Source organism: bacterium, from assembly GCA_018830565.1.
In the GTDB taxonomy this organism is placed as follows: domain Bacteria; phylum UBA9089; class JAHJRX01; order JAHJRX01; family JAHJRX01; genus JAHJRX01.
The window spans coordinates 1-8,555 of record JAHJRX010000046.1; the positions used below are offsets into that span (position 1 = coordinate 1).

The following is an 8,555-nucleotide window of genomic DNA, read 5'->3' on the forward strand; positions in this document are numbered from 1 at the left end:
AAAACAAGGGCGATTGATGTTGATAACGAGAAAGCACCGCTTGTGCGAAAAGCATTTGAACTCTACGCAACTGGCGAATATACCTTGAAAGCTGTTGCGATAATTTTGGATCAAGCGGGGCTAAGAAGCTACAAAGGCAATGTTCTTTCGGTTTCCTGTGTCCAGCGACTTTTGCAAAACCCGATTTACTATGGCGTATTCTCTTTCAACGGTGAAATTTACGACGGAACTCACGAGCCAATTATTTCCAAGAAACTTTTTGATTCTGTTCAACAAGTAATGAGCAATCGAGGAAAAAAGAAACGCAAACGAAAACACGAATTTGCTTTTTCTGGTTTAATGCGTTGCGGAAATTGCGACTGCCTCATAACTGCCGAAAAACAAAAAGGACATCACTATTATCGTTGCACCAAGAAAAAGCAACCTTGTAATGAAAAATATCTGCGGGAAGAAAATCTTGTTGAACAGATGAAAGGAACTATTCAAAAAGTTTCTTTGCCTGACGATTGGGCGGAAAATATGCTTGCCGAGATAGACAAAGAAAAAGAGCAAGCCAAAGAAGAAACGAAAGTTTTTGTTCAAAATCTCCAAACTCAAAAAATGAAAATTGAAAGCAAGGCCGAAAACCTGCTTGATTTGTTTATTGGCGGTAAAGGCATTGAACCTGAAGAATATCAAGCGAAAAAATCAAAACTACTTAATGAAAAACAGGACATTTTGGGGAAGATAAGAGATTTTGAACAAAAAGGAAATAATTGGCTCGAACCGATGAAAGAAATGATTTTAGCCAGTAGCCAAGCCAAAATTCTTTTGTCGCAAAGCGACAATCAAGAAATCCAAGCATTTCTAAAAAATATCGGCTCGAACTTCATTTTGAAAGATAAAAAATTCCAATTTGCGCTTAAAATCGGCTGGCGAGCCCTCGCAGAGGGCGAGCCAACGGAAACATTTTCCAATTGGCGGAGAGGGTGGGACTCGAACCCACGTGAGAGTTGCCCCTCAACTCGCTTTCCAGGCGAGCCCGTTACGACCACTTCGGTACCTCTCCTTAAGGCTGGCACGCCCGAGAGGATTTGAACCTCCGACCTACGGATCCGCAATCCGTCGCTCTATCCAACTGAGCTACGGGCGCTTGAAATTTACCCATTGGCTAACTTGAGTAAAGCTACCACACCCAAGCATTTTTTGTCAATATATATTTACTTTTGCCTTTACCTTGTTCTGCTTGGCTTTCTTAACTAGAGGTGTATTCTTGTTCCACCGTCACTCCTATACCGCCTCGAGCATTCCAGACTGCTTCTATCCTTGCCCATCTTGGCTTGACTTTCTCAACAAAGTCTTCTAAAATCTTATTGGTAGCATGCTCTTGGAATATCCCCATATTTCTATATCCGGCAAGGTAAAGCTTTAAAGATTTCTGCTCTACTAAGTATTCTCCTGGTCTATAATGGATAGTAACCATAGCAAAATCTGGCAAATTTGTTTTAGGGCATACCGTCGTAAATTCATTAGTCTTTAGTTCTACTATATAATCTTTATCTTGATATTGATTCTCTATAATTGCCAAAACAGGGGTAATCTTTAAATCCCTTATTTGATCTTGCTTTCTTGCATAACCTGAGATATCTTTTGACTTATTCATAAATGCCTCTCTCTAACGGGTCCAGCAATTTTAATATAAAAAAATAACTAAATATCTTGACTTAGCTTAAAAAGGCTTTCTTCAAAAGGAGGAGAAGCAATTCCTTTTTCAGTAATAATAGCTTTAATATAAGAAAAAGGAGTAACGTCAAAGGCAGGATTATAAACTTTTACTCTTTCAGGAGCTATTCTCTTTCCAAGACCCATCGTTACCTCTTCAGAGGATCGTTCTTCGATAGGAATCTTTAAACCATCTGAAGTATTAAAATCAACGGTAGAGAAAGGAGCCGCTACATAAAAAGGAATACGATGTTCTTTAGCTAAGATAGCTACTTGATAAGTCCCAATCTTATTAGCGGTATCTCCATTTTTAGCAATCCGATCTGCTCCCACCAAACAAAGGTTAATCTTTCCTTGTTTCATTAAAGTAGCCGCCATATTATCGCAGATCAAAGTAACATCAATTTCATCTTGCATCAGCTCCCAAGAAGTAAGACGAGCACCTTGTAAAAGAGGTCGAGTTTCATCAGCAAAGACAGAGATTTTTTTTCCTTGTTCTTTAGCTGTATAAATAGCGCTTAAAGCTGTCCCCATGCCACCTGTAGCCAAAGCTCCCGCATTACAGTGAGTTAATATCGCATCCCCATCTTTAATTAAATTAGCACCATATTCACCAATCTTCTGACATCTTCTTTTATCATCATTATGGATAAAGACCGCCTCTTCTTCTAAAATCTTTTTTATCTCACTTAAAGGTTTTTCTTTGACTTGATAAGCTTTCTTCTTCATCTTTTCTAAAGCCCAAAATAAATTAACGGCGGTAGGACGAGAACTAGCTAAGTAATTTATAACTTCATCTAACTGATTATAAAATTCTTCACAATTATTGGTGGTTATTTCATTAGCTCCTATTACTACCCCATAAGCAGCCGCAATACCTATGGCTGGAGCTCCTCTCACGGAAAGTCTCTTAATTGACTCTACTACTTCTTTTACTTTCTGGCAATAAATATAAGTAAATTCAAGAGGTAGTTTTGTTTGATCAATTATTTTAAGAAGACCTTCTTCCCACCTTAAAGTCTCAACAGCCATAATTCCCCCTTTGTTTTTTAGAATATTTTAGAATAAATAAAAAGCAGGGTTGCATCTTCTCTGATCATACCCTGCCCTGCTTAAATAAAAAAAATTTATCTTAAATAAATTAACCCTCGCTCCGCTCAAAACTATCTTTCATAGAGGCGAAGTCCCTCCGCTAGTCAGAAATTACCCAGACTTGCTTGTATTTCTTGGCTCTCACCCCAAGGAAGGGAAGCTTTTTCCTCTTCCTTGGCAACCCCTAATTGGATAAGAATTTTTCAAATTCCTATCCAATAAATTAAGAATCAAGCTAAAATATCTATTTCAGATAATAAGCCTAATTTTCTTAATAATATTTCTACGGTTTCCGCAGGAACATTAAGTGCTTCTTTAATAGCTTTAATACCATAAGCCATAGGCAGATCTTCTTTTTCTTCTTCTAATCTTTTATGGATGATTTCATAGACTGAAGGTATTGGTTGTTTTTTTTCTTCTTCTTTCTTCTCTTCTTCTGACTCTTGAGAAATAGTAATTACTTGTTTACTTTCTTCTTTATTCTTACTAAGGTCTAATAAATCTTTAATAACTTTCTCTTCTTCTTTCTTGGCAATTTCCTCACTCTTATCAAATTTAGTAGAGTCTTCTTCTTTACTTTTTTCGAAAGGCCGATATCCTGGTAGTGGAACTTGACCTTCAAAGAAGATAGGAAATAAGACCTTATTATTTACTCCGTTAATCATTATACCTATCCTCCCTGTCCTTATTACGATAATGGCATATTACTTTATTGTTGTCAAGAGCGTTAAAAAAGATAGCCCTGACTAATGCTTGGAACTATCTTCCCTATGCGAAGCCCCTCCGGTGCTCAGAAATTACCCAAACTTGCTTGTATTTTTTGACTCTCACCCAAGGAAGGGAAACTCTGTTTTTCCTTCGTGGCAACCCCTAATTAAATAGCTAAGCTTAGTAACCTTGTATTCTTGGAAATAAGTTTTCTCTTTTAAAAATCTTTGTTCCTGGTCTCATGCCTCCCCAATCTTTAATCGAGTTTAAATCCTGCCAGGTTTTTTCTTCTTTAATACCTAATTGGTAGTACATTTTTTCAGAAGTTTCAGGCATAAAGGGACTAATTAAAATAGCTATAATTCGTAAATTTTCTAATAAATTATAAATGACCGTAGCTAACCTTTTTTTTGCCTTTGGATCCTTAGCTAGTCTCCACGGAGCCTGGGAATCAATAAACTTATTACCATATTGGACTAAATTCCAAATACTATCAAGAACTTGGTTAAAATTTAAATTTTCCATATGTGTCTCTACGTTTTTAATTACTTCTTCAGCTAAGATCTTTAACTCTTGATCTTCTTCTTTATCAGGTTCTGGAACGAACCCTTGAAAATATTTTTCTACCATGGCCAGTGTTCGGGAAAAAAGATTTCCTAAATCATTAGCTAAGTCGCTATTTAACCGATCAATTAAGGCTGAATACGAAAAGTTCCCATCTAAGCCAAAAGGAACTTCTCTTAAAAGAAAATACCGGTAAGCATCTGTGCCTACTTTTTCTCTCACTTGATAAGGATCGACCACATTACCCAGAGACTTAGACATCTTTTTTCCATCTACATTCCACCAGCCGTGAGCAAAGATCTTTTTAGGTAAATCTATCTCCGCCGCCATAAGGATGGTCGGCCAAATTATAGCGTGAAATTTTAGGATATCTTTTCCAATAATATGGACATCAGCTGGCCAATATTTTTCAAAATCTTCTCCCTTGGAAAGATATCCAATTCCACTAAGGTAATTTAACAAAGCATCAAACCAGACATAAATCACATGATGACTTTCTTTTAAGGGAACTTTTACTCCCCAATTAAAAGAAGTTCGAGTAATGCTGAGGTCTCTCAAGCCACTCTTTATTAAGTTTATAATTTCGTTTTTTTTAGATTCTGGTTGGATAAAAGTAGGATGTTCTTCGATATGCCTTAAAAGCTTATCTTGATATTTAGACATACTGAAGAAATAACTTTCTTCAGCCAGCCACTCCGTAGTCCTTCCACAAGAAGGACAATCTCTATCTTTTATTAATTGTTTTTCAGTCCAATAAGTTTCGCAAGGTATGCAATACCATCCTTCATAATTACCTAAATAAATATCACCTTTTTGATAGATTTTTAAGAATACCTCTTGAACAACTTGAATATGTCTTTCTTCTGTAGTTCGAATAAAGTAGTTATAGTTTATATTTAATTGCCTCCATAACTCTTTAAATTTTACTACAATGCGATCAGCTAATTCCTGGGGAGTTTCATTATTCTTCTTAGCTGCCCTTTCTATCTTCTCTCCATGCTCATCTGTCCCAGTAAGTAAAAAGACATTACTTCCAGATAATCTCTTATAACGAGCTAAAGTATCAGCAGCAACATTAGTATATGAATGTCCAAGGTGAGGAAGATCATTAATATAATACAAAGGAGTGGTAATATAAAATTTACTTATCTCCATCTATAATCTTTATATCCTTTACTAAAGTTTCTACTTCTTGATCGCTTTCAGCTAATCTTACATAGACTGAATTCTTAATAGGATTTACTGCCGTAATCTTGCCTTTACCTTTAGGAGTACTGACTACTGTTCCTTTTGAAGGCATGTTTTTTTTTAGCTTGCTGTAAGTTTCACATTCAAAAGCCAAGCAACACATTAGTCGCCCACAAACCCCTGAAATTTTACTAGGCGTTAAGATTAGATTTTGCTCTTTAGCCATCTTTATAGAAACAGAATTAAAATTAGTAAGAAATGAGGCACAGCATAATTTTCTGCCGCACCAACCAAATCCTCCAAACACCTTAGCTTCATCTCTAACTCCTATTTGGTGAAATTCGATTCTAGCTTTATAAGTATAAGCTAGATCTTTAGCTAATTCTCTAAAATCAATCCTCGTGTTAGCAGTAAAGTAAAGATTTATCTTACTTTTGTCAAAGTTAAGATAAACTTTAACTATCTTCATGGGAAGACCACGGTTTTGAATCTTTTTTAAGCATAATTTAAGGATCTCTTTAGCTTTTTCCTCGTTCTTCTTTATTTGTTTTAAATCCGCATCATTAGCTATTCTGATTATCTTAAAAGAAGGTTTTAAGGAAGCAATTTCATCAGTAATTCCTGCTATGGCTACTACTTCTCCGTAATTTATTTCTCTTTCAGTTTCTACAATACAAACAGTGCCTCTCTTTAAGTCTAAATTAGGATTAAAGCAGGGACAAGTCTTTTCTTCATGAGAAAATTTAATTTCAACAATATTGTTCATTTTCTACATCCATAATATTTAGCAACATAACTTCTAAAGCCAGAGTTAAATTTACTTTTTGATAAATTTTCTGCTTAGTTTGTTCTACTATCTTGACAAGTCTTTTAAGGACACTCTTTCTTAAAGAAAGAATATTCTTTTCTGGTCTTAATATGAAGGAGCTAAAGTAGTAAAAAAATAGGTCTAATATCATTAAGACTAACTCTTGATCATTTAAAGTAGTAAATTCTTGAGAAATTTTATGAAAATCCTCTAAATTCTTTTTTAAAAGTTTTGGTATCCAGCTTACTACTTGTTGAAACCAGTAAGTGATATTAAGATTCAAATACTTTTTAGCTCTTCCCGGGCTACCCTCGCATAGATCTATCAAAAGTTCTAAAACATCCTCTTTTGATGACCAATCTTTTAAAATTTTTCTCTGCTCCTCTTTAAAAAGAGGTATAAACTTTATCTCCTTACATCTTGAAGTAATGGTAGGTAAAATAACTGACTTTTTACTGGTCACAAGAATAAAGATTACTTTCTCTGGTGGTTCTTCTAAGCTTTTTAAAAAACAGTTACTACTTTCTAAAGTAAACTTTTCTGCTTCATCGATAATGAAACTTTTTATTTTGACATTTAAAGGTTTCAAAGCAAGATTTCTTTGTAAATTACGAATTTGCTCAATAGAGATAATATTATTTAAGGGTGTAAGGATTGTCACTTCTGGATGGAGGTGCTTATTTATCTTATTACAATTAATACAATTTTCGCAACTAAGATTAAGATAAGGACTGTGACAATTTAAAGTTTTAATAAATTCTAAAGCTACTAGTTTTTTGCCTATTCCTTCTATACCAGAAAATAAATAAGACTGGGTAACTTTATCATTTACAATTTCAGTTTTTAATCTTTCTATAGCTTTTTCTTGCCCTTTAATTTTATCCCAGCTCATAAAATTAACTATCTAACACCTAAGAATATAAATCTAAAAGCAATCCTCGAATCTCATCTATTTTTCCTGCTAGTTCTAAGATTTTATGATGTTCTGATAACACTTTTTTAGTTAATTCTTCTAAGTTTTTATTTATCTTTTCTACGATATAGTAAATCTTTTGTTTTTCAAAAGATCGACCACTAATCTTTTCTTTAGTTTGGTAACTTTCGCCTATAGCCTCCTTCATAAAAGCTACTACTAATTCTTTATACTTTAAGAGATTATCATAAATAGGTTTCTCAGTAAATATTTTTCCTTGTTGATCTAATGAAATTAATAATTGATCTAAGTGTTTTTTTCTTTCTATGGAATCTACTTTTTTTAACTCTTCTATAAAAGGAGTAAAATTACCTCTCCCTAATGAAACCTTTTCAAGAATCCTTTCTGACAAAGAAGGCTTCCTATAAGAAGATGTATCTTTAGATAACTTTTTAGTCTTCATTAGTAGTAATCCTTCCAGGTCTACATTTCTCTATTAACTTATCTACATAACTACAAACTACTTTGTGCACTTCTTCTATACTTTTATCTGCTAAGATAAGTTTTACCCTTTCTGGATAAACTTTGGCTATTTTTAAGTAACCTTGTTGAACTTTTTGATGAAAGAAAAAACTTTCTTGCTCTAATCGATCGTGGGTATTCTTTTTAGCTTTTAAAGCTCTTTTCAGGCCTTCTTCTGGATTAAGATCAAATGTTAAGGTTAAATCAGGAAGTAGATTTCCTAAAACTATCTTGTTTAACGTAAAAATAACTTTTTTTTTAATACCTCGTCCATAACCTTGATAAGCTAAAGTAGCATCAAGAAACCGATCACATATCACTATTTTTCCAGATTCTAAAGAAGATTTTATTACTTCTTTAAGAAGTTGAGCTCTAGCTGCATTATAAAGAAGAAACTCACAAAGAAAATCAATATTTTTGTAATCAGAATTTAATAGAATATTTCGAATATCTTCTCCTACCTTAGTTCCCCCAGGTTCTCTAGTCTTAATGGTAGAAAAGCTTTTTGATCTTAAATAATTATAAAGCAGCTCACTTTGAGTAGTCTTGCCACAACCTTCTGGACCTTCTAAGGTAATTAAAAGCCCTTTTTTCATATAAAATCCAATCTTAATTTTTAGAGCAATGTAACACAAAGGAAGGTGATTAGCAAGCAGTAATTCTCATTATAAGACTTTACAAGGCAGATTAACCTTAACAATGAATCTTTTTTGACGAAAAATACCTTGTTCCATCAAGGATGCCAAGAAGATCCCCATTAAAAATACGAAAATCCTCAAGATGTCCTGATTGGTGTAAATTCTCAATCACTTGATCAAACACAGGAAAGATAACTTGGGTCTTTCTTTCTGTTTGTTCCCCTCTTTGGAAAAGAGGGGTTAGGGGAGATTTTAAAATCCCCCTTAATCCCCCTTTATCAACTTATTATGTCCCACAAATTTTACTGGACAAATGAATTGAAATATTGTATAAAAGAGGGTATGAATAACAATAAGATTTCAGTAAACCAAGAAAAGGGGAGTCAACAGAGGTTAGACACCATAATAGGTCGGAATATTG

The 8,555-nt window shown here is 34.1% G+C and carries 8 protein-coding genes, 2 tRNA genes and 2 pseudogenes; 2 read left to right on the plus strand and 10 right to left on the minus strand.

The window, feature by feature from the left end:
* Window positions 1-12: 12 nt before the first annotated feature.
* A pseudogene (locus KJ849_04155) lies at window positions 13-291 on the plus strand (recombinase family protein).
* Window positions 280-477 (plus strand): annotated as a pseudogene (locus KJ849_04160) (zinc ribbon domain-containing protein). Before KJ849_04155 ends, KJ849_04160 begins: the two co-directional pseudogenes overlap by 12 nt.
* Window positions 478-957: 480 nt before the next feature.
* Here KJ849_04160 and KJ849_04165 read toward each other — a convergent pair.
* The 10 genes from KJ849_04165 to tmk all read right to left on the minus strand — a co-directional run bounded on the left by KJ849_04165 (window position 958) and on the right by tmk (window position 8,092).
* Window positions 958-1,048: transfer RNA gene (locus KJ849_04165), tRNA-Ser, on the minus strand.
* Between the two features lie 7 nt (window positions 1,049-1,055).
* Window positions 1,056-1,132 (minus strand) — tRNA-Arg (locus KJ849_04170).
* A gap of 102 nt (window positions 1,133-1,234) precedes the next feature.
* Window positions 1,235-1,642: a preQ(1) synthase gene (gene queF, locus KJ849_04175; GenBank protein ID MBU2599754.1), complete on the minus strand. Its 408-nt coding sequence runs from the start codon at window positions 1,640-1,642 to the stop codon at window positions 1,235-1,237.
* A 47-nt stretch (window positions 1,643-1,689) separates the two neighbouring features.
* Window positions 1,690-2,733: an S-methyl-5-thioribose-1-phosphate isomerase gene (mtnA, locus tag KJ849_04180; protein MBU2599755.1), complete on the minus strand. Its 1,044-nt coding sequence runs from the start codon at window positions 2,731-2,733 to the stop codon at window positions 1,690-1,692.
* Window positions 2,734-3,023: 290 nt separating this feature from the next.
* Window positions 3,024-3,458, minus strand: a complete 435-nt coding sequence (locus KJ849_04185) for a hypothetical protein (protein ID MBU2599756.1) — start codon at window positions 3,456-3,458, stop codon at window positions 3,024-3,026.
* Between the two features lie 223 nt (window positions 3,459-3,681).
* Entirely contained in the window at window positions 3,682-5,214 is a 1,533-nt protein-coding gene (gene metG / locus KJ849_04190; GenBank protein MBU2599757.1) for a methionine--tRNA ligase, read from the minus strand.
* On the minus strand, window positions 5,207-6,019 hold the full coding sequence (locus KJ849_04195; protein MBU2599758.1) for a stage 0 sporulation family protein: 813 nt from the start codon (window positions 6,017-6,019) through the stop codon (window positions 5,207-5,209). The genes metG and KJ849_04195 overlap by 8 nt, the downstream gene beginning before the upstream one ends.
* Window positions 6,003-6,953, minus strand: coding sequence for an AAA family ATPase (locus KJ849_04200; GenBank protein MBU2599759.1), 951 nt, complete (start codon window positions 6,951-6,953; stop codon window positions 6,003-6,005). The genes KJ849_04195 and KJ849_04200 overlap by 17 nt, the downstream gene beginning before the upstream one ends.
* Before the next feature lie 19 nt (window positions 6,954-6,972).
* Window positions 6,973-7,437, minus strand: a complete 465-nt coding sequence (locus tag KJ849_04205) for a YaaR family protein (GenBank protein MBU2599760.1) — start codon at window positions 7,435-7,437, stop codon at window positions 6,973-6,975.
* Complete coding sequence (tmk, locus tag KJ849_04210; protein MBU2599761.1) at window positions 7,427-8,092, minus strand: dTMP kinase; 666 nt, start codon at window positions 8,090-8,092, stop codon at window positions 7,427-7,429. Before tmk ends, KJ849_04205 begins: the two co-directional genes overlap by 11 nt.
* Window positions 8,093-8,555: the final 463 nt, after the last annotated feature.

Bases quoted from the DNA above. Each gene is read 5' to 3' on its own strand.
- KJ849_04185 (MBU2599756.1), bottom strand. From the start codon at position 3,458: ATGATTAACGGAGTAAATAATAAGGTCTTATTTCCTATCTTCTTTGAA.
- mtnA (MBU2599755.1), bottom strand. From the start codon at position 2,733: ATGGCTGTTGAGACTTTAAGGTGGGAAGAAGGTCTTCTTAAAATAATT.
- tmk (MBU2599761.1), bottom strand. From the start codon at position 8,092: ATGAAAAAAGGGCTTTTAATTACCTTAGAAGGTCCAGAAGGTTGTGGC.
- KJ849_04195 (MBU2599758.1), bottom strand. From the start codon at position 6,019: ATGAACAATATTGTTGAAATTAAATTTTCTCATGAAGAAAAGACTTGT.
- queF (MBU2599754.1), bottom strand. From the start codon at position 1,642: ATGAATAAGTCAAAAGATATCTCAGGTTATGCAAGAAAGCAAGATCAA.
- KJ849_04200 (MBU2599759.1), bottom strand. From the start codon at position 6,953: ATGAGCTGGGATAAAATTAAAGGGCAAGAAAAAGCTATAGAAAGATTA.
- KJ849_04205 (MBU2599760.1), bottom strand. From the start codon at position 7,437: ATGAAGACTAAAAAGTTATCTAAAGATACATCTTCTTATAGGAAGCCT.